This is a genomic window from Halomonas sp. CSM-2, from assembly GCF_002119345.1.
Taxonomy (GTDB): domain Bacteria; phylum Pseudomonadota; class Gammaproteobacteria; order Pseudomonadales; family Halomonadaceae; genus Vreelandella; species Vreelandella janggokensis.
The window spans coordinates 33113-53609 of the sequence record NZ_NBYR01000023.1; the positions used below are offsets into that span (position 1 = coordinate 33113).

General features: G+C 57.0%; 16 protein-coding genes. 10 read left to right on the plus strand and 6 right to left on the minus strand.

Annotated elements, in window-relative coordinates; all coding sequences use genetic code 11:
• The first annotated feature begins 18 nt into the window (after positions 1–18).
• Complete coding sequence (trxB, locus tag B7L15_RS17120) at positions 19–972, plus strand: thioredoxin-disulfide reductase (protein ID WP_085920132.1); 954 nt, start codon at positions 19–21, stop codon at positions 970–972.
• Positions 973–990: 18 nt separating this feature from the next.
• Here the strand turns inward: trxB and B7L15_RS17125 are convergent, their stop codons facing one another.
• Positions 991–1539, minus strand: coding sequence for a GspH/FimT family pseudopilin (locus B7L15_RS17125; protein WP_085920133.1), 549 nt, complete (start codon positions 1537–1539; stop codon positions 991–993).
• 124 nt (positions 1540–1663) lie between these two features.
• Between B7L15_RS17125 and thiO the strand changes: the two genes are divergently transcribed.
• Positions 1664–2764 (plus strand): glycine oxidase ThiO, encoded by a 1101-nt coding sequence (thiO, locus tag B7L15_RS17130; protein WP_085920134.1) that lies wholly within the window; start codon positions 1664–1666, stop codon positions 2762–2764.
• Position 2765: 1 nt separating this feature from the next.
• On the opposite strand, the gene B7L15_RS17135 is transcribed toward thiO, so the two are convergent.
• Positions 2766–3044, minus strand: a complete 279-nt coding sequence (locus tag B7L15_RS17135) for a PP0621 family protein (RefSeq protein WP_085920135.1) — start codon at positions 3042–3044, stop codon at positions 2766–2768.
• 120 nt (positions 3045–3164) lie between these two features.
• Here B7L15_RS17135 and B7L15_RS17140 point away from each other — a divergent pair, with 120 nt between their 5' ends.
• Positions 3165–4799 carry an NAD+ synthase gene (locus B7L15_RS17140; protein ID WP_085920136.1) on the plus strand — a complete coding sequence of 545 codons (1635 nt, stop codon included), beginning with the start codon at positions 3165–3167 and terminating at the stop codon, positions 4797–4799.
• Between the two features lie 16 nt (positions 4800–4815).
• Here B7L15_RS17140 and B7L15_RS17145 read toward each other — a convergent pair whose 3' ends face one another.
• The 3 genes from B7L15_RS17145 to B7L15_RS17155 all read right to left on the minus strand — a co-directional run bounded on the left by B7L15_RS17145 (position 4816) and on the right by B7L15_RS17155 (position 9854).
• Positions 4816–6972, minus strand: coding sequence for a putative bifunctional diguanylate cyclase/phosphodiesterase (locus B7L15_RS17145; RefSeq protein WP_085920137.1), 2157 nt, complete (start codon positions 6970–6972; stop codon positions 4816–4818).
• Positions 6973–7076: 104 nt separating this feature from the next.
• Positions 7077–8792, minus strand: a complete 1716-nt coding sequence (locus tag B7L15_RS17150) for a methyl-accepting chemotaxis protein (RefSeq protein WP_085920138.1) — start codon at positions 8790–8792, stop codon at positions 7077–7079.
• Positions 8793–9041: 249 nt separating this feature from the next.
• Entirely contained in the window at positions 9042–9854 is an 813-nt protein-coding gene (locus tag B7L15_RS17155) for an outer membrane protein assembly factor BamD (protein WP_085920139.1), read from the minus strand.
• Between the two features lie 159 nt (positions 9855–10013).
• Here B7L15_RS17155 and rluD point away from each other — a divergent pair, with 159 nt between their 5' ends.
• The 5 genes from rluD to ilvN all read left to right on the plus strand — a co-directional run bounded on the left by rluD (position 10014) and on the right by ilvN (position 17094).
• Positions 10014–10973 (plus strand): 23S rRNA pseudouridine(1911/1915/1917) synthase RluD, encoded by a 960-nt coding sequence (gene rluD, locus B7L15_RS17160; RefSeq protein ID WP_085920140.1) that lies wholly within the window; start codon positions 10014–10016, stop codon positions 10971–10973.
• Complete coding sequence (gene pgeF, locus B7L15_RS17165; protein ID WP_085920141.1) at positions 10970–11725, plus strand: peptidoglycan editing factor PgeF; 756 nt, start codon at positions 10970–10972, stop codon at positions 11723–11725. Before rluD ends, pgeF begins: the two co-directional genes overlap by 4 nt.
• 144 nt (positions 11726–11869) lie before the next feature.
• Positions 11870–14464 carry an ATP-dependent chaperone ClpB gene (gene clpB / locus B7L15_RS17170; RefSeq protein ID WP_085920142.1) on the plus strand — a complete coding sequence of 865 codons (2595 nt, stop codon included), beginning with the start codon at positions 11870–11872 and terminating at the stop codon, positions 14462–14464.
• 414 nt (positions 14465–14878) lie between these two features.
• A complete protein-coding gene (locus tag B7L15_RS17175; protein ID WP_085920143.1) occupies positions 14879–16603 on the plus strand; it encodes an acetolactate synthase 3 large subunit in 1725 nt (574 codons plus the stop codon).
• A complete protein-coding gene (gene ilvN / locus B7L15_RS17180; protein ID WP_066316765.1) occupies positions 16603–17094 on the plus strand; it encodes an acetolactate synthase small subunit in 492 nt (163 codons plus the stop codon). Before B7L15_RS17175 ends, ilvN begins: the two co-directional genes overlap by 1 nt.
• Positions 17095–17167: 73 nt before the next feature.
• Here the strand turns inward: ilvN and ilvY are convergent, their stop codons facing one another.
• Positions 17168–18055: an HTH-type transcriptional activator IlvY gene (gene ilvY, locus B7L15_RS17185; RefSeq protein WP_085920144.1), complete on the minus strand. Its 888-nt coding sequence runs from the start codon at positions 18053–18055 to the stop codon at positions 17168–17170.
• A 197-nt stretch (positions 18056–18252) separates the two neighbouring features.
• On the opposite strand from ilvY, the gene ilvC reads away from it, so the two are divergent.
• A complete protein-coding gene (gene ilvC, locus B7L15_RS17190) occupies positions 18253–19269 on the plus strand; it encodes a ketol-acid reductoisomerase (RefSeq protein ID WP_085920145.1) in 1017 nt (338 codons plus the stop codon).
• 178 nt (positions 19270–19447) lie between these two features.
• Positions 19448–20335, plus strand: coding sequence for a CDP-diacylglycerol--serine O-phosphatidyltransferase (pssA, locus tag B7L15_RS17195; protein WP_085920146.1), 888 nt, complete (start codon positions 19448–19450; stop codon positions 20333–20335).
• Positions 20336–20497: the final 162 nt, after the last annotated feature.

Below are 20497 nucleotides of genomic sequence, written 5' to 3' on the forward strand. Positions count from 1 at the left end.
TCTTTACAAGGTGGTGTCATGCAAACACGTCACGAGCGCTTAATCATTCTGGGATCTGGCCCGGCAGGCTACACGGCAGCGGTCTATGCGGCGCGCGCCAATTTGAAGCCGCTGTTGATTACCGGACTGCAAGCAGGTGGCCAGTTAACGACCACCACCGACGTGGATAACTGGCCCGGTGATGCGCAAGGCGTACAAGGCCCTGAGCTCATGGAGCGCATGAAGCTGCACGCCGAGCGTTTCAATACCGAAGTGCTTTTTGATCATATCCACGAGGTTAGCGTAAGCGATAAACCCTTTACCTTGAAAGGCGACAATGGTGTATATACCTGCGATGCGCTGATCGTGGCGACGGGAGCCAGCGCGCGTTACCTGGGCCTGCCCAGCGAACAGCAGTTCATGGGGCAGGGCGTGTCGGCCTGCGCCACCTGTGACGGGTTCTTCTATCGTAATCAAGAGGTCGTTGTCGTCGGCGGCGGCAACACCGCGGTTGAGGAAGCGCTTTACCTTTCGAATATCGCCTCCAAGGTGACCCTTGTGCATCGTCGTGACACCCTTCGCGCAGAGAAAATTCTCCAGGACAAGCTGTTTGAAAAAGTCGATGCGGGCAAGATCGTGCTGGAGTGGTTTCAGCAGGTGGAAGAAGTGCTCGGTGATAACACCGGGGTGACCGGCGTGCGGGTGAAATCGACAAAAGACGACACTCTGAAGGATATTCACGCGCCGGGGCTATTCATTGCCATTGGGCATAGCCCGAATACCGGCATTTTTGACGGTCAGCTGGATATGAGCGGTGGCTATATCAAGGTGAAGTCGGGGCTGGAAGGCAATGCCACAGCGACCAGTGTGCCTGGTGTCTTTGCCTGCGGCGATGTAATGGATCATGTCTACCGTCAGGCGATCACCTCTGCGGGAAGTGGCTGCATGGCGGCGCTGGACGCTGAGCGTTACCTGGACGGCATTACAGGCTGACAGACGCCACTGGCCAGGCTAGTGGGTGCATTGGGTTGGTGAGGGCACCACTCGCCAGCGTCCAAGTTGGCTCAAGATCAGGGTGCTGCCCCTGGAGCGGGATTTTTCGCCCTGGGGGCAGAGGATAAATCGTCCGTTGTAACCGCTGCTGTGGCCCAGCGCATCGTAGCGTATTCGCCGCCAGCCCCGACTGTAGCGAACGTCGATGCGTTCGCTGGCGGGAAATGTGCGTAGTATGTCGATTGTCGCAATATCCTCGGTTTGATCTCCACGGACCACCATCAGAGCCTGGCTCCAGTTATCGCCGCAGCGCGATGTAGTCTGTGAGTCGGCGATGGGGCATAGCGTGATCGACCGACGCTGGGTAATGGCGGTTTGCCGGGCAAAGCCCAGCGCCGTTTGCAGTCGATTGATTTCGCCGGTGCGCGCCGTCCGTTCACCCAGCGCCTGAAAGCTGGGAATGCCCCAGACAGCGATGATGCCCATGACCAGTAGGGTGACCAAGAGCTCCAGCAGGGTAAATCCCCGAGCCTTGGCAACGTTCATGCGCCATTCTGGTTGATACATATCGCCTCCTTGCACTTGACCCCTTGGCGCCCACCGTTATGCTCGTGAGCAAGCGGCAGGTGGTGAAACTCTTACCTTAGGGGCTGCCGATACTTTTTTATGTAAGCCAAAGCGGACAAAGTGTGTGAGCGATTTCTTAATTGTGGGTGGCGGCGTCATCGGCATGATGACCGCGCTGCAGCTAGCCGATGCAGGGCAAAAGGTCAGTCTGGTCGAGCGTGGCGACTGTGGACAAGAAGCCTCATGGGCGGGGGGCGGCATCGTTTCGCCGCTGTATCCATGGCGTTACGCTCCAGCGATTTCCCAACTGTCGCGCTGGTCGGAAGGCGCCTATCCAAGCCTCGCCCTGCGTTTGCTGGAAGAGACCGGTATCGACCCGGAGTACCGTCAAAAAGGGCTGCTGTACCTGAGCGTGGATGATCCGGATTCCGCGCTGTCCTGGGCGCGGCAAATGGGCAAGCCGCTTGAGCGTGTGAGTGCGGATATGGTGCGTGCCAAAGAACATTGCCTGCCACCGACCGAGGGAGCACTCTGGATGCCGACGCTGGGCAGCGTGCGTAACCCGCGCCTTGGCAAGGCGCTGCGTGCCCGGTTATCGGCGATGCCCAGCGTGACGCTGCATGAGCAGTGTGAGGTGAATGGCTTTGTACGTCGCGGCGAGCGCATTGAGGGTGTAAGCACTGCCCAGCGGACGCTGACCGCGGCGCATACGATTGTATGTGGCGGCGCCTGGGCCGGGGCGCTGCTGGAAACGCTTGAGGTCTCGCTGCCCGTCAGGCCGGTAAAAGGCCAGATGCTTGCTTATCAAACGCCGCCTGGCTTGGTAAAGCGCGTTGTGCTCAAGGACGGGCGCTACGTGATTCCGCGGGCCGACGGTCTGCTGCTGGTCGGCTCGACACTCGAGGAGTGTGGGTTCGACAAGGCGACTGATCAGGAAGCGTTGATGTCGCTTCGCCGGAGTGCGGAGGGCATCGTGCCAGCGCTTGCCGACTATCCGGTGGCGTATCATTGGGCAGGGTTGAGACCGGGGTCGCCGGATGGCGTACCCTTTATCGGCGAACTGCCCGGCTGGAAGAATATATCGGTGAATGCGGGGCATTACCGCAATGGTCTGGTGCTTGCCCCAGCGTCAACGCACCTGCTGGTGGATCAGTTGCTCGGGCGCCCACCGTTGATCGATCCGGCGCCGTATCAGATGACGCCAGAACGATTAACTGCCGGGTAGGCTATGGGTCGGTGTCGTTATCACGCTGGCTCTGCTGCTCCTGCAGGAAACGGTCGCGATGGGCGCTTGAGCAAAACCATTGCTCAGCCTCGCGCAGTGCTTCCTCTTCGGGTAAATGCACGTCGCACCAGCGGCAGCGTACCATATGGCCGCCGTCGTGCTGTTGGTCATGCTGCTGGGTAAGACGTTCACGCTGCCATTGGCGGTACATGCTGAAAAGCTTGAGACCGGCGTAGAACAACACCGCGAAAATGAGTAGCCGAATAATCAAAAGGTTCATCCTGTTAGCGCCCTCATGCAATTTGCAAGCGCGGCCTTTGCCTGCGAGCGGCCCTTGCGGGACAATGCGTATTGATGGTGTGTCTCCATTCTAAAAGATTCTCAAGAGATTTTATCGCCCATGCAAGATTTAACGCTGGTCATGGCTCAACTCGACCCCTTGGTGGGGGATATTCCCGGCAATGCCGCACGCGCCATTGAAGCCGTGCGAGAAGCGCGCATTGAGCACGGTGCCGACATTGTGGTGTTTCCCGAGTTATTTTTGTCGGGTTATCCGCCGGAAGATTTGCTGCTGCGTCCGTCCATGGAAACGCGTCTGCGTGAAGCGCGTGCCCGCATGGCCGAGAAGATGTCGCCGGACGTGCTGGTGATCATTGGGTATCCCGGTGTACGGGAAGGCCACTGTTATAATCTGGCGGGGTTGTTGTACAACGGCCAATGGGAGGCCGAGTACGCCAAGCAGGCGCTGCCCAACTATCAGGTGTTCGACGAGCAGCGCTATTTCACACCGGGCACCGAGACGCTGGTGCATGAGCACAAAGGGGTGAAACTGGGCATCGCCATCTGTGAAGACTTGTGGGATGGCGCGCCGATCAAAGCCGCGGCAACGGCTGGCGCTGAAGTGCTGATCACCTTGCATGCGTCGCCGTATCATCAGGATAAGCCCAGTGAACGTCTTCGCCTGCTCGAGCAGCGTGCTCAGGATGTCGAGCGGCCCATCGTCTACGTCAATACCATTGGCGGCCAGGACGAGCTGGTATTTGACGGCGGATCCTGTTGCTTCAACGCCCAGGGGCAGCTACAGGTGTTGGCGCCTTACTGGGAGGTCGGCTTGATGCCGGTGCAGTTACTGCAAACCAGTGCCGCGACCTGGGAGCCGCAACCCGGGGAGATAGAGCCTGAAGTTGAGCCCGAAGAAAGTCTCTATTGTGCCCTGGTAACCGGCGTGCGCGATTACGTCAATAAAAGCGGGTTTGATGGTGTGGTGCTGGGCCTTTCCGGTGGTATCGATTCGGGACTCTCATTGGCGATTGCCGTGGATGCACTGGGGCCGCAACGGGTCCAGGCGGTGATGATGCCCTACCACTACACCGCTGACATCTCCAAGCAGGATGCCGCCGAGCAGGCCCGCTTATTGGGCGTGCATTATGACATCATGCCCATCGAGCCCATGGTGGAGGCGTTCATGGGCACACTGGCGGAAAGCTTTGCGGGCACCGAGCGGGATACTACCGAGGAAAATCTGCAGTCGCGTTGCCGTGGTGTGCTGCTGATGGCGATCTCCAATAAAAAGGGCTTGATGGTCCTGACCACCGGCAATAAAAGCGAAATGGCCGTGGGCTATGCCACGCTCTACGGCGATATGGTGGGCGGCTACAACGCCATCAAGGACGTATACAAAACCTGGGTGTGCCGGCTGGCGCGCTGGCGCAATACCCAGTCACCGGCGATACCCGAGCGCGTCATAGAACGCCCGCCCAGCGCCGAGCTGGCACCTGATCAGCAGGATAGCGACTCGTTACCCGATTATGACGTACTCGACGCCATTCTGGCTCGCTATATCGAAGGCGATATGAGTGCCGAAGCGATCATTGCGGCGGGCTTTGCCCGGGAGGATGTCTATCAGGTCGTCAAGCTGGTTGACCGCTGCGAATACAAGCGGCGACAGGCACCAGTTGGTGTGCGGGTCACCCCGCGTGGCTTTGGCCGCGACCGGCGCTACCCGATCGTTAATGGCTGGCAGCCCGGCGAGTAGCCGGGCATTCCGAGACCTAGTCAAGTATCGGCGGTGGTGCCAGACTCCGCTTTACCATTTCGACAGCGGAGACCGGTTTGCTGAAATAGTAACCCTGGTAGGCATGGCACTGGTGATCGTTGAGGTGGCGCCAGTGCTCCTGGGTTTCTACGCCTTCGGCGATCACGTTCAAACCCAGTGCCTGCCCCATGGCAATAATGGTTTGCACAATCGCCATATCGTCCGCGTCCTTATGCAGGTCGCGGACAAACGCCTGATCGATTTTGATCTGGTCCAGCGGCAGTCGTTTAAGGTACTGGAGCGATGAATAACCGGTACCAAAATCATCCATGGCGAAACTGATCCCCAGCGCTTTAAGCTGATGCATGCGGGCAATGGTATCGTCCACGTTACCAATTATCATGCTTTCGGTGAGTTCCAGCTTTAACCGTTGTGGCAGAGCGCCGCTCCTGGCGAGTACGCAACGTACGCTATCGACAAAATCGGGCTGCTGAAACTGTTTGGCGCTGACGTTGACCGCAAGCGTCAGATGCGCGGTGCTCTCATCGTCGGCCCAGGCAACGAGCTGCTCACAAGCGGTTTCGAGCACCCATTGGCCCATCGGTACGATCAGTCCGGTTTCTTCGGCCAAGGGGATAAAAGTCCCTGGCGATACCATGCCTTTCTGCGGATGTTCCCACCGAATCAGCGCTTCCGCGCCAATCGCCCGCCCTGTGCTATCGACCTGCGTTTGATAAACGAGTATGAATTCCTGACGTTCAATGGCCAAGCGCAGGTCGCGCTCCAGCTCGGTCCTGGCTTCTAGTTCAGCTTGCACCGCCGGGTCATAAAACCTCAGGCCGTTGGGAGCTGACTGTTTGGCAAGGTGGGCAGCCGCGTTGGCGTATTGAAAAAGGTTGTCGACGCTATGCGCTGCGTCGCCAAACAGTACTACGCCAATACTCGTGCTCAGGAAGTGCTCTTTTTCTTCCCAAAGATAAGGCTGGCCGAGAGCGTGATGGAGTTTCTCGGTAAGCAGCTCGGTTTTCTCGGCGGCCTTCAGTTGATCCGCCGGTAATCCATCCACAATCATGACAAATTCATCACCGCCTATTCGTCCAATGGTTGCGCCTTCGATACCAAGGGCCGATAACCGCCGGGAAAGTTCTTGAAGCAGGCTATCGCCTGCCCGGTGACCGCAGCTGTCATTGATGCGTTTGAAGTCGTCCACGTCCAGGTATAGCAACGCGCCGTAGGTCTCTGTCTGCTGGTTGGTGTCCAGGGAATGCTGAAGGTGCTCTTTCATTAGCTGCCAGTTAGGCAGTTGGGTGAGGCTGTCGTAGTAGGCCAGTCGGTGTACCTTGCGTTCGGCCTCACGACGCTGCTGCTCGGTTTTTCGAAACGATAGCAGTGCTGAGGCAATGCGCTTCAGTGGCCCTCGCTGACGTTGGCTAAGGTGTTGGATATCGGCAAAGTCAGGTAATGCTTGGTGCGTGTTGGAAAGCGCCAGGATGGCGTCACCAACCATCACCAGTCGACGGTTGATACGCCAAGCGGCAAAGACAGCGGCGACGACCAGTATGCTCAATAATCCTAATCCCAGCCAGGCAAGGGTAGTTATAGATCGGCTCAGGGTATGGAAGGTTTGTTGATGACGTTCACTGGCGCGTTCGGTGAGTGTTTCAAAGGTACCTTGGGTGAGGATCATGAAACGATTGAAGTTGCTTTCCGCCTCCTGCATCAAAAAACCGATGTCTGCTTGATTAAGCGTGGCGGCTTCGTTGGCCATTTGGATAAAACGCCGATATTTTTGAAAAGCGACCAGTAGCGTTTCAGCACTTTCGGCATGCATGCCATCAATCAGGCCCGAAGACGCCAAATGCTCGATACGCTCGCCCATTTCGTTCAGCTTGAGGTGAATTTGACTGTATTCGCTATAGCTATCAAACGCACTGAGCTGGTCGTTGTCGGCTTCAACGAGAACGTGGCTAAGGCGTTCGTGAAGGGCGCCGAGACGGCGCTCGAAGGTTGCCATTTCAACCAGGCTGGCAAGATCGTTTGATTGCGTCTGGTGACGGTCGAGGAACTGTTCTCGGGCAATGCCCAGGGCAAGCATGCCCAACACAAAGGCAGGAACAACGAACATCAAGACGGGCAGCAGGAAAAACACGATAAGATTTTGGGTGGGTTTCATATTCGCCTCAGCACAGAGGGCCTTGAATAGTGGGCTCCCTTCCCATTGGGAGCCTTTCTTTTGGTGAGTGCCTATCCGTGGCAATGAAGACAGGGGGCCTTTGCCTAGAAGCTTTCCCACTCTGGCTGAGGTTGTTGCTGCTGACGCAATGCGGCTCGAGAGGCGGCTGGCATAGTGTTAGCGGTGGTCTGAGACGAGGCCAAGGCCATCGTGTGGTCTGAGCCGCTAGTAGGCAGCTTGAAGATGGACATGGAGTCGATCAGTTTATGGGCATTCTGACGTAAATTGTTGGCAGCTGTGGCACTTTCATGTACGAGGGAAGCGTTCTGCTGGGTGACCTGATCCATCTCGGTAACCGCTTGGCCGACTTCCTGCACCCCGGCACTTTGTTCAGCACTGGCATGGCTGATTTCTTTCATGATGTCGGTGACCCGGCCAATTGCCGCCACGATCTCTTCGGTGGACTTGTTGGCGTCGGCGGCACGTTCATTGCCGTGCTTGACGCGCTCAAGATTGCTGGAGATCAAATCATTGATTTCGCGGGCGGCGTCGGCACTGCGCTGGGCAAGTTTGCGAACTTCTTCGGCCACCACGGCGAAGCCGCGGCCGTGTTCGCCAGCACGGGCCGCTTCAACGGAAGCGTTCAGCGCCAGGATGTTGGTCTGGAAGGCGATGGCATCGATGGTCGAGATAATCCCGGCGATTTCCTGTGAACTCTTGTTGAGATCGTTCATGGTGTCAGCCACCTGACGCACGGCGTCACCGCCTTGTGTCGCTGTACGGGAAGCACTGGTCGCTTCCTGGCTGGCCTGTTCGGAGTTGTCGGCGTTGAGTTTGACGGTGCTGTTGAGCTGTTCCATGGCCGAGGCGGTCTCTGCCAGTGCGCTGGCCTGTTGCTCGGTACGCGATGACAGGTCGTTATTGCCCTCGGCAATTTGCTCGCTGTTGCTGGCGACCGCCTGGGCTGATGCCCGAACGTCAGCGACGATGCCCTGCAGTTGACGCGCCATCTCCACCTGAGAGGCCATGATGCTGCGCTTGTCGCCCTTCTTCAAGCGCCCTTGGCTATCCAGCTCGCCACGCCCAATGGCTTCGGCAAACGCCTTGACTTCATGGGGCTCGGCGCCCAGCTCACGCATCAGCTGACGGGTCATGAAGACCGCAATAAAGCCGCCTACAAGCAAGGCGAATACAGTCAGGCCGAGCATCTGCATCTGGAAGCCGGATGCGGTATCGCGAGCGGACGCAGTGGTAGCGTTATTCAGCTGTTCCTGATAATCGATGAACTGGTTGATGCGGTTGAGCCATTCGGCATAGGCAGGCCCGGCTTCAGCCAGCAGTAACTGCTCAGCCGCTTGATAATTTCCTTGCGCATGGGCATCCAGTACTTCGTCGGTGAGCGTACGGGTCGACTCGGCTTGCTCTTCAATACGGCTGAGTATGTTTTGCTCTTCGCTGTTGTTTTGGCCCTGTAGGCTGGCGTTGTTGGCGATAACGCTCTGCATGCCTGCTGAGGCGCTAGTGTAGTTGTCCTGCAAACGCTGCATGGTGTCCTGAAGCGCAGCAATGTTGCCGTCGCCAGTGAGCACAATGTCGCGCAGCGCGATGGCGCGGTCATGGACACTGCCTCGCCAGTCAATCGCGTGACGCTGCTTTTCGCCGTTGACGTCGTTGATGACTGCGAGGTCGCGGTCAATCTGGTTGACCTGGTAGATACCAATGCCCGTCAATATCACGAGAAGCGCAAGGAGTGCCGAAAACCCCAGGGTAAGACGCGTACTGATCTTGGTTCCCGTGAACCGTGAGTTTGACAAAAGCATTGAGTTTCTCCTTAGGCACCGTTTAGATGCTTGATCATGTTGGTACGAGGATATTAGTCATTTATATAGCTTTTGTACAACTATTGGCGGCGGATTTAGCGTGGTTTTTTGTTAACTAATTGATAAGTATAAGTATAAAAAGAAAAGCCACGCGAATGCGTGGCTTTTAAAATGGCGGTTTAGCAAGAAAACTTGTACAGCTTTCTTGCTAGCTCATGTCAACGCCTGACATGGCGAATACGCGATACGCTAATCGATATGCTTGGGTACAAACCGATTGCCTTCTAGCTGGTCATGGTTGGGCGCATTGTCGCGCAGAACCGCGAGCACTTCGTTGGCTCTGTCGTCCATCTCCAGACCCTGGTAGCCTTCTATCATGGTGGCAAGTGCATCGTGAGTGGCGTTGGATTCAGGGTAGTTTTCGATCACCCAGCGACCGCGCTTAACGGCGGCAAGATAGGCGCCGCGACGCAGGTAGTAATCGGCCACATGGAGTTCATGGCGAGCGAGCAATTCACGCAGGTACACGATTCGCTGCTGAGCATCCGGTGCATACTCGCTTTGTGGGTAGCGCTGAATCAGCTCACGGAAATCGCTGTAAGCATCACGTGTGGCGCCTAAGTCGCGCTTGGAGATATCAATCAAGCGCAGGCGCTCAAGGCTGAAACGCCCTGCCTGCCAGGCAGACAAGCCCCGCAGGTAATAGGCATAATCGACCTGAGGGTGATCGGGGTGCAAGCGAATGAATCGGCTGGCGGCGGCGCGCGCTTCTTCCCAGTCGCCATTCTCGTAATAGGCGTAAATCAACTCCAACTGGGCCTGTTCAGCGTGCTCGCCAAACGGGTAGCGGGTGTCCAGCGCCTCCAGGCGTTCTACCGCGATATTGAAGCGGTTCGCATCAAGAGCATCGCGCGCCCGTTCGTAGAGTTCACGCTCGGCAACGCCAGCGTATTCGTCATCGTCGTAGGCTGTGTCGTTGTTGCCATTGCTGGCGCACCCAGCCAGTAGAGCAAAACTTAAAGCAAACACGCCAAAGCGGTTGGCAGCGGAAAAAGCGCGCATCATCATCCTCGTTGCAAACAAGCCTCAATCACCGAAAAGCGACGATGGCCATGAGTAGAAATGGTAGAATAAGTCACAGTCAGCCCACTATAAATCACCTCGGCAAAAAACGCAGGCTTCGTATTACATTGCCGGGGTGTCGTTAAAGGAAGTTATCCTATGCCTCGCAGTGTTGAAGCGACGCAACGCGTGCCAACGTCATTGGCAGGTGCCCGTTTGGACCAAGCGGCGGCCGAGTTGTTCAGTGATTACTCTCGTGAACGTTTGAAAGCGTGGATCAATGCCGGTGCGTTGACGGTCGATGGCGAAAAAGCCAAACCCAAGGCGAAGTTGCACGGTTACGAGACGCTCGTGCTGCAAGCAACACTCGAGGAAGATACGCGTTTTGAGCCTCAGGCGATCCCGCTGGATATCGTCTTTGAAGACGAGACGGTGATGGTGGTCAACAAGCCAGCGGGGATGGTGGTTCACCCGGCGGCGGGCAACCCGGATGGCACGTTGTTGAACGCCCTGTTGTATCATCATCCTGCGTTGGCGGAAGTCCCCCGGGCAGGCATCGTCCACCGGCTGGATAAAGATACCACCGGGCTAATGATGGTGGCCAAGACCCTGCCCGCGCAAACCGCTCTGGTTGAGCAGCTACAGGCGCGCACTGTTTCCCGCCAGTACGATGCCGTGGTGATTGGCAAGCCGATCGCGGGCAGCACGATCGATGCACCGATTGGACGCCATCCCAAAGATCGTAAACGCCAGGCGGTGAACGCCTCAGGCAAACCGGCGGTGACCCATTTTCGTGTGGTGGAGCGCTTTCGTGCGCATACGCACGTTCGCTGCCAGCTGGAAACCGGGCGCACTCACCAGATCCGTGTCCACATGGCCCACGCCCGCTACCCGCTGATTGGTGATCAGCTCTATGGCGGGCGCGCCAAGCTGCCGCCTGGCGCTGCTGGTCCATTAAAAGACATACTGCGCGAGTTTCCCCGTCAGGCGCTGCACGCGCGCAAGCTGCGATTTATCCACCCTGTTAGCGGCGAAACACTGACTTTCCACGCAGGCCTGCCTGATGATCTACTAATGTTGTTGGACTACCTGCGCGACGATAGCGAGACCATGCAATGAGCGATGCCATTGACCTGAAGCCCACGCTGTTGGTGCCTGATTGGCCGGCACCGGCTAACGTGGGGGCGTTTGTCACCACCCGGGAAACGGGGCCCAGCCAAGGTGATTTTGCTGCCTTCAATCCGGCTGCCCATGTCGGTGATAACGCTGACCACGTTGATCTGTGTCGTCGGTTACTTGAAAAAGAACTCGGTGATGAGCGTCCATTGCTGTGGCTCAATCAAGTCCATGGCGCGCGCGTTCAGCAGGCGTATCAATGTGATGCGCCAGAGGCTGACGCGGCGATTGCCAATGACCGCGGCTACGCCTGTGTGGTGCTGACGGCCGACTGCCTGCCGGTATTGTTTTGCAACCGAGCGGGGACCCAGGTGGCGGTTGCCCACGCGGGCTGGCGTGGCATGGCCACGGGCGTGTTGGAAGCCACGGTCTCAGCGATGAACAGTGATCCAGACGATATTCTGGTGTGGCTGGGCCCGGCGATATCGAACGCGCAATTTGAAGTGGGCCCCGAGGTCTACGGGGCCTTTGTGGCAGCTCAGCCTGAAACGGCGGATGCGTTCGACCACAGCCCTTATCGTCTGGGGCATCACATGGCTGACCTCTACCGGTTGGCCCGCTTTCGTCTTGAGGCGTTGGGGATTCATCACATCAGCGGCGGTCACTTCTGCACTGCCTGCGAGTCACGCTTTTACTCCTATCGTCGAGACGGCGGCCGTACCGGCAGAATGGCGAGCGTGATCTGGATCAAGTAAATCAGCAGACGGTCACACTTCCCCTTGAAACCTCCTGGCGCTGACGCCATTTAACTAGTCAATCTAATCGTGATTAGCACGATGATGACAGGTTATCGGGATACGCCGTACGTCCAAACGCGCGGCCACCCCCAGGAGGAAACTATGCGATTTGATAAATTTACCGCCAAGCTTCAGGCCGCCATTGCCGAGGCGCAATCAGTGGCTGTTGGCCGTGGACACAACCAGCTTGAGCCTGCTCACTTGCTGCTGGCGCTACTGGATACCAAAGATACCGGCATCAAGGCCCTGGTCGAAAAAGCTGAGGGCAGTAGTTCGCGCCTGCGCGATGGCTTGGTTCAGCAACTTGACGATTTGCCCAAGGTCGGCCAGTTCGATGGCGAGGTGCAGCCCTCGCGGGATTTGGTCAAGCTTTTCAACTTGACCGACCGCGAAGCGCAGAAGCGTGACGACCAGTTTATTGCCAGCGAGCTGGTGCTGCTGGCCGCGCTGGAAATGAACAGCGCCATCACCAAGTTGATGAAGCAGGTCGGGCTTACCCGCAAATCGCTTGAAGCCGCCATAGATAGCTTGCGCGGGGGCGCCAAGGTGGACGACCCGAACGCTGAGGACCAGCGTGAGGCGCTCAACAAGTACACCTTGGACCTGACTCAGCGCGCGCTGGACGGCAAGCTGGATCCGGTGATTGGCCGCGACGACGAAATTCGTCGCACCATCCAGGTGCTGCAGCGTCGCACCAAGAACAACCCTGTTCTCATCGGTGAGCCCGGTGTCGGTAAAACTGCCATTGTCGAAGGTCTGGCGCAGCGGATCGTCGATGGCGAAGTCCCAGAAGGCCTGAAAGACAAGCGCGTGCTGTCGTTGGATATGGGCGCGTTGCTGGCGGGGGCCAAGTTCCGCGGCGATTTTGAAGAGCGCCTGAAAGCGGTGCTCAAGGAGCTCTCCCAGGAAGAAGGCCGGGTGATCCTGTTCATCGATGAGCTGCACACCATGGTTGGCGCAGGCAAGGCCGAAGGCGCCATGGATGCGGGTAATATGCTTAAGCCGGCGCTGGCTCGCGGTGAGTTGCATTGCGTGGGCGCCACTACCCTGGATGAGTATCGCCAGCATATCGAGAAAGATGCCGCGCTTGAGCGCCGTTTCCAGAAGGTGCTGGTCGACGAGCCGACGGAAGAGGACACTGTGGCGATTCTGCGTGGCCTTAAGGAGCGCTACGAGGTCCACCACGGCGTCGATATCACGGACTCGGCGATTATTGCCGCGGCAAAACTCTCCACTCGCTACATTACCGACCGCCAGTTGCCCGATAAAGCCATCGACCTGATCGATGAAGCAGCCTCGCGTATTCGTATGGAGCTGGATTCCAAGCCTGAGGAGATGGATAAGCTCGACCGCCGCTTGATTCAGCTCAAGATGGAGCGCGAAGCGCTTAAGAAAGAGACCGACGAGGCGACCAAAAAACGCCTGGAAGCGCTCAACAACCAGATCCAAGAGTTGGAGCGCGAGTACGCGGATCTGGATGAGATCTGGAAAGCCGAGAAGGCCAGTATTCAGGGGGCAGCGCAGTTCAAGGCCGACCTGGAACAGGCCCGTATCGATCTTGAACAGGCCCGCCGCCAGGGTGACCTGGGCCGCATGTCGGAGATTCAGTACGGCAAGATACCCGAGCTGGAGAAGAAAATCGCTGAAAGCGCCGACAGCGAAACGGATACCTCAAGCCATCAACTGCTGCGCTCCAACGTGACGGAGGAGGAGATTGCCGAGGTCGTTTCCCGCTGGACGGGTATTCCGGTCGCCAAGATGCTGGAAGGCGAGCGGGACAAGCTGCTGCGTATGGAAGAGGCGCTGCACGAACGGGTAATCGGCCAGGATGAAGCGGTCGAGGCCGTGGCCAACGCCGTGCGTCGCTCACGGGCCGGTCTTGCTGACCCCAACCGCCCGAACGGCTCGTTCCTGTTTCTCGGCCCCACCGGGGTAGGTAAGACAGAGCTGTGCAAGTCGCTGGCCAACTACCTGTTCGACACCGAGGAAGCCATGGTGCGTATCGACATGTCGGAGTTCATGGAGAAGCACTCCGTGGCCCGTCTGATCGGTGCGCCGCCCGGTTACGTGGGCTACGAAGAGGGCGGCTACTTGACTGAAGCGGTGCGCCGCAAGCCCTATTCGGTAATGCTGTTGGACGAGGTAGAGAAGGCTCACCCTGATGTGTTCAATATCCTGCTCCAGGTGCTGGAAGACGGGCGTTTGACCGACGGTCAGGGCCGCACGGTAGATTTTCGCAATACCGTGATCGTCATGACCTCCAACATGGGATCGGACATTATCCAGCGTATGGGCGGAGGCGCTGGTGAGGATCAAGACAGTGATTACGAAGTGATGAAAAATAGCGTCATGGAGGTGGTGGGTAACCACTTCCGGCCTGAATTGATCAACCGTATCGATGAAGTGGTGGTGTTCCACGCGCTTGGCCAAGAGCAGATTCAGGCGATTGCCGGCATTCAGCTTGAGCGCCTGAAAGCGCGCCTTGCTGAGCACGAGTTACGTCTGGAAATCAGTGACGATGCCTTGGCACAGTTAGCCGTAGTGGGGTTTGACCCGGTATATGGTGCAAGGCCGCTCAAGCGGGCGATTCAAAGCCGTATCGAGAACCCCTTGTCCCAGGATCTGCTGGCCGGCAAATTTTCACCCGGCGACACCATTCATATCAGTGCGGCCGATGGTAAATTAGTGTTCTCTTAATATAAGGTTCTCTGCCTATCAGCCCCGCTTGACGATGTCAGCGGGGCTTTTTTTGCTTTCAAATAACCTGTTTGTCGGCTTTCGTTGGATCGAAGGTTGACAGGCTGAGGATGCTAATGGAATCTTGAGGGTTCCTGATTTGCGGGCGCGGAACCAACGGGTAATCCCCAGTCCCCGCGCGAAGGGTAGGCGAATGCCTCTACCCGCCGAAGGACTTCCGGGCTTGGGCTAACCGCCCGACCTGGCCAACGCCCCGACACGGCGAACTGCCGTGATAAGAGTGCAGGCCCTAACCGGGCCTTATGCCAGGGTTTGGCATCAGGTGCCAGCGATGGCTGGCAGCGGCATACCGCCGCACTCGACACCGTAGAATTGTCTGCGGATCGCACTCGAGACCTTCAGGGGAGAAACACTGTGGAACTGCTTTCCGGCGCAGATATGATTGCCCGCTTCTTGCAAGATGAGGGCGTCGAATACATTTATGGTTATCCCGGCGGTGCGGCGCTGCATATCTATGATGCGCTCTTCCGCCAGGACAAGGTGAAGCACATTCTGGTGCGTCACGAACAAGCGGCGACCCATGCAGCCGACGGTTATGCACGCGCGTCCGGCAAGCCCGGCTGTGTGCTGGTGACCTCGGGCCCGGGTGCCACCAACGCCGTGACCGGCATTGCTACCGCTTATATGGACTCGATTCCCATGGTGGTGCTGTGTGGGCAGGTAATGAGTCACCTGATCGGCGATGATGCCTTCCAGGAGACCGATATCGTCGGTGTGACCCGCCCGATTGTGAAGCACAGCTTCTCGATTCGTCACCCATCCGAAATCCCGGAAGTGCTAAAAAAAGCCTTCTACCTGGCGGCCACTGGACGTCCCGGCCCCGTCGTGGTCGATATTCCCAAAGACATGACCGCACCCACCGAGCGTTACGAGTACGTCTACCCGAAGAAGGTCAAGATGCGCTCCTACAACCCGGTGACCCGAGGCCATACAGGGCAGATAAAGAAAGCCGTCGAGATGATGCTCAAGGCCAAGCGCCCGGTATTCTATACCGGCGGCGGTGTCGTGCTGGGTAAGGCCAGCGACGGTCTGACCGACCTGGTCAAGCAACTGGGCTTTCCGATAACCACCACATTGATGGGGATTGGCTCGTACCCTCAAAGTGACCGGCAGTGTTTGGGCTGGCTGGGGATGCATGGTTCCTATGAATCCAATATGGCGATGCATCATGCGGACCTGATCATCGCCATTGGTGCGCGTTTTGACGACCGCGTGACGAACAATACGTCGAAGTTCTGCCCAACGGCGAAGATTATTCACGTCGATGTCGACCCAAGCTCCATCTCCAAGACCGTACGCGCCGATGTGCCGATTGTGGGCCCGGCCTCAAGTGTCATTAATGAGATGATTAGTCTGGTGCAGGGGCAGGAAATTGCGCATCCGGAAGCACTGACGGAATGGTGGCAGAAGATTGATGACTGGCGCGCCGACCGTGAAGGCAAACTTTACGAGCCGTCCAGCACGGGGGAAGCCCTCAAGCCTCAGGAGGTAATCGAAGCGCTTTGCCGGGTGACCCGCGGTGAGGCCTACGTGACCACCGACGTGGGCCAGCACCAGATGTTCGCGGCGCAATACTACAAGTTTGATAAACCCAACCGACTGATTACCTCAGGGGGGCTGGGCACCATGGGATTTGGCTTCCCGGCTGCCATGGGTATCAAGCAGAACTTCCCGGACGATGACGTGGTATGCGTCACCGGTGAAGGCAGCTTTCAGATGATGATGCAGGAGCTTTCGACCTGTAAGCAGTACGGTGTCGGTGTCAAGATTGTCAATCTCAACAATGCCTCGCTTGGCATGGTGCGTCAGTGGCAGGACTTGAACTACAAGTCGCGCCACGCCCACTCCTATATGGAGTCGCTGCCCGATTTTCATATGTTGATTGAGGCGTATGGGTTCACCGCGATCACCGTGACAACCATTGATGAGTTGGAACCGGCGATGGAGCGGGCGTTTGCTGACAAGCACGAGCTGGTGTTTCTTGACGTGAAGGTCGACCCTTTTGAGCACGTCTATCCGATGCAGGTGCCGTTGGGCGCCATGCGCGACATGCTGCTGTCTAAAACGGAGCGTACCTGATGCGTCATATCATCTCGATTCTGATGGAAAACGAACCGGGTGCGCTGTCACGTGTGGTCGGGCTGTTTTCCCAGCGAAACTTCAACATTGAAACGCTTAACGTCGCACCCACGGAAGACCCGTCGCTGTCGCGCCTTACAGTGACGACGGTGGGCGATGACCGGGTGATTGAGCAGATCACCAAGCACCTCAACAAACTGATTGATGTGGTCAAACTGGTGGATCTCACCGAAGGCAACCATATCGAGCGTGAACTGATGCTGGTGAAGGTGAAAGCGCTAGGCGCCGCGCGTGACGAGGTGAAGCGCACGGTGGATATCTTCCGCGCCCAGGTGGTCGATGTCACGCCGAGCCTTTACACGGTACAGATCACCGGCGATGCCGCCAAGCTGGATGCCTTCCTTCAGGCCATGGCACCGGTGGGTATTCTGGAAGTGGCGCGTACCGGGGTGTCGGGTATTGCCCGCGGCGACAAGGTGCTGTCGCTGTAGGCAGCTCTGTTGACGAATGCCTCTGGTCGAAAGGCCGCCCTCTCTGGGCGGCCTTTTTCATGGGTGAAGGTTTTTACCGGGCGCTGACGGTTGCCCAGAAAGCGTCGATCATGGGATTTTTTAAACGTCGGTTGAGTACGCATAACCCAACATCGTAGTGAGGGAGTTCAGGTTTCACGTTCAGCACCTGAACCCGCCCGGCCAGCGGGCTGTTATCCAGTACAATTTTCGGCACTACGCCCACGCCAAAACCCAGGCCTACCATGCTGACGATGGCTTCATGTCCGGCCACCTGGGCATAAATCCGCGGTGCGATTCCCAATGCCTTGAACCAGGTATTGGTATGCTCCCTGGATAGCCCCGCTTCAGACAGAATCATGGGCACCCGTTGCCACTGCGCAGCGGTCGAGCTTTCGGGTTCGAGTGGTAGCCAGTCCTGTGTCTCGTTGGACGCAATAAATACTAACGGCGAGCGTGTGAGCGATTTAAAGGCCAGTGCGCCAGGCGGTATGCGCGGGCGCGGTGTAATCGCCATATCGTCAGCGCCATCCAGCACCCGGGTCATGGCGTTGGCGGGGTCGCCGGTGTGCAGCTTGAGCTCAATGCCCGGATGACGCGTGCGGACATCGCTCAATAACTCATAGAGAAAGCTGTAGCTGGCGGTGACCGAGCAGTAAATGCTGATTTCACCGCGCAGCTGTTCGGTGGTGGCCGCGAGGGTGCGCTTTTGCGTTTCCCACTGCTCCAGCGTGTCTTTGGCGTAGTGATGAAACGCCAAGCCTTGCGAGGTCAGCGTGACATGACGGTTGTCGCGCTCAAACAGGCGAGTGCCAAGTTCAGCTTCAACGTGCTGAATCGAGCGGCTGAGTGTTGACGGACTGATGTGGCAAAGTTCGCTGGCGCGACCATAATGCAGCGTCTCGGCCAGGGTGACCACATGTTTGAGTAAGCGGAAGTCCATGGCAGGCCAGTATCCTCGAGAGTATTTCATAAAATGAAATAGTATGTTGCAAACATAGCGTTTTACGCAACGGTGATGCTGTCGTAGAGTGACTCCAATGACGAATCCCAGTGCTGCAGAAGACGGCACGGGTGGCCATCAACGCTGAACCACACGCTATTCAAACTGCTGATTCAACCCATTTTTGGAGTATTGCCATGCGCGTTTATTACGATAAAGACTGTGACCTGTCCCTTATCCAAGCCAAGAAAGTCACCATCGTTGGTTATGGTTCTCAGGGGCATGCCCACGCCAACAACCTGAAAGAATCAGGTGTCGATGTCACCGTTGCATTGCGCAAAGGTTCTTCGTCGGCGGCCAAGGCAGAAGGCGCTGGCCTGAAAGTCGCTACTGTTCCTGAAGCCTGCCAAACCGCCGATGTGGTGATGATTCTGGCGCCGGATGAGAATCAAAAGGCTATCTATGAGCAGGAAGTCGAGCCGAACCTGAAAGAGGGTGCCACTCTGGCGTTTGCCCATGGCTTCAACATTCACTACAACCAGATTGAACCGCGTAAAGATCTCGATGTGATCATGATTGCACCGAAAGCGCCGGGTCACACTGTACGCTCTGAGTTTGTAAAAGGTGGCGGTATTCCTGATCTGATCGCTATCCATCAGGATGCATCGGGCAGTGCCAAGGAATTGGCGCTTTCCTATGCGGCGGGTGTAGGCGGTGGCCGCAGCGGCATCATTGAAACTACCTTCAAAGACGAGACCGAAACGGATCTGTTTGGTGAGCAGGCAGTGTTATGTGGTGGTGCCGTTGAGTTGGTAAAAGCTGGTTTCGAAACCCTCACAGAGGCGGGTTACGCACCAGAAATGGCTTACTTTGAGTGTCTGCACGAGCTCAAGCTGATCGTCGACCTGATGTACGAAGGCGGCATTGCCAACATGAACTACTCCATCTCCAATAACGCGGAGTATGGCGAGTACGTGACCGGCACCGAGGTCATCAATGAGCAGTCGCGTGCCGCCATGCGCAATGCATTGAAACGTATTCAAACGGGTGAGTACGCCAAGATGTTCATCAACGAAGGTAACAGCAACTATCCTTCAATGACCGCGCGTCGCCGCCTTAATGCCGAGCACGACATTGAGCAGGTGGGTGCCAAGCTGCGTGGCATGATGCCATGGATCGCCGCTAATCAACTGGTTGATAAGTCTAAAAACTGATGGTGGTAAGTCATTAACACCACAGGGAAGGCTAACGGGGTGCGCACTGGCGCGCCCCGTTTTTTATGGTGCGATTGTTTAAGGCACGCTCGGGCGCAATTGACTGGCTGATAAGTCTTCAGCGTGTAGAATGAAAGTGATCACTGTTCCCGTGATTTACTTTTAATGGATGAGACCTATGACCCAGGACGCTCGCGATCAAGAGCAACCAAGTTCAGATCATTCTGGCGAAAACCAGGCAGGCAGTACGCGACCAGATACCGCTGACCAATCAGAAATAGGCGGCAATGAGGACTTGGCAGCAGCCTTCTTGCGCGACACGGAAGTGGTTGAAGAAGCGGTTGAAGATGGCAAAAAGGTTCGCCGCAAGGGTATCTACCTGCTGCCCAACTTGTTTACTACTTCGGCGCTGTTTTCAGGATTCTTTGCCGTGGTGGCGGGGATCAATGGTGACTTTACAGCGGCGGCCGTCGCCATCTTTATTGCCATGGTGCTTGACGGGCTAGATGGTCGAGTTGCTCGTATGACCAATACAGAAAGTGCTTTTGGTGCCGAATACGACAGTCTTGCCGACATGATTTCTTTTGGCATGGCGCCCGCGCTCGTCGCCTTTACCTGGATTCTGCAGGACATTGGTAAAACAGGCTGGGTGGTGGCATTTCTCTACGTTGCTTGCGCGGCACTGCGCTTGGCGCGCTTTAATGTGCAGATTGGTAGCGTGGACAAAAAATGGTTTATCGGCTTGCCCAGCCCCTCAGCCGCGGCGCTGGTGGCGGCGAGCGTATGGACATTCCATAGCTTCGACGCAGATGCTTTTGGCTTCAAACTGTTGATGCTGGTGGTTGTGGCGGCGGCTGGCGTGCTGATGGTCAGCAACATTCGCTATTACAGCTTCAAGGACCTCGACTTCAAAAAACCAGTGCCTTTCGTGGTCCTGCTAGCCGTGGTGCTGGGCTTTGTGATGATTTCCGTTGAGCCGTCTGTCATGCTGCTTTTGCTGTTTGGTACCTACGTGCTCTCTGGTCCTGTATTGGCCGTCATGCGCAAGGCAAAACCGAAAAGTTAAAAAATTCCGCACGCCCCTTGCGTCCTCGTCAGCAAAGCCGTAAAGTACGCATCCGCTGCCGGGGACGCCCAGCGTTGCCAGCGGTGAATGAGGTGTAAAAACCTCGGTTTGTCAGTAGGTTAGGCAAATAGCAGGAAGGAAAGTTGAGTTAAACATTTCCTT